At 67.1% G+C, this 817-nt stretch carries 1 protein-coding gene; it reads left to right on the top strand.

The genetic code is table 11. The features are described from left to right. Window positions 1-205 precede the first annotated feature (205 nt). The coding region (locus ELR45_RS39105; RefSeq protein ID WP_205857271.1) for a hypothetical protein at window positions 206-817 on the top strand (612 nt) is incomplete at its 3' end.

Genomic DNA, 817 nt, shown 5'->3' with positions numbered 1-817 from the left:
ACGGCCAGGGCACAGAACATCTCACGCAGGTGCATAGATTCCGAGTGTGCCCGTTTCGGGCCCTCTCTTACCAACGTGTGGCGGACTCTTCGCATAACGGAAGGTGAGCGTGTGCACCCACAACCGTGTGTGGTGTCGCCGGACCACCTCACGAGGGCGGATGCCCTAGACTCGCCATTCGGAAAACGGCGAGACGGAGGGCTCGATGCCGCAACTGACCAAGTGGCACGCCGGGGGCGGGGCGCTACTGGTGGCTGTAGGCGGCGTCGCGTGGTGGCTGGCGGCTTCAGACGAGACGCCGGAGCCCGAACCGCTGCGGGCGGAATGCGAGGGACGCGGATTCGCCGACCTCGAGCGCCTCGGAGAGTTCGACCCGTTGACCCTCGAGCGGGCCCCGGAAGCGATCCGGACCGAACCGGAGCCGGGAGAACGCGTCCGGCCGCAGGTTTCACTCGACTTCGAGTCGCCCTTGGGCCGAGCCACCCCGTGGAGGGTGGGGTACGTGCTGGACCGCGACTCGGCCACGGTCAGCTATACCAGCGCGTCCGGCGGGGAGACCGAACCGGAGTGGGAACGCGAGATCAGCGACATCCCGTTGGACATCATCAGCGACATCACTGGCTTCCCCGGCCGTCACGAACTGGTGATGGTCATCGGCCGGCTGGTGGACAGCGACGCGTCGATCGCCACGGTCCTCGACGGCGACGGAGGTGACGTCCTGATCTCCTGCACGACGCACGACGTGCCGAACGGAGACGAGGTCATCCTTCCGACGGTCACAGCGGACGGCGCCTACCTGCTCGTGCCCAACGTGGAC

The sequence above is a fragment of the Phytoactinopolyspora endophytica genome, assembly GCF_004138495.1.
Taxonomy (GTDB): domain Bacteria; phylum Actinomycetota; class Actinomycetes; order Jiangellales; family Jiangellaceae; genus Phytoactinopolyspora; species Phytoactinopolyspora endophytica.
This window is presented reverse-complemented; position numbering and strand designations above follow the sequence as displayed.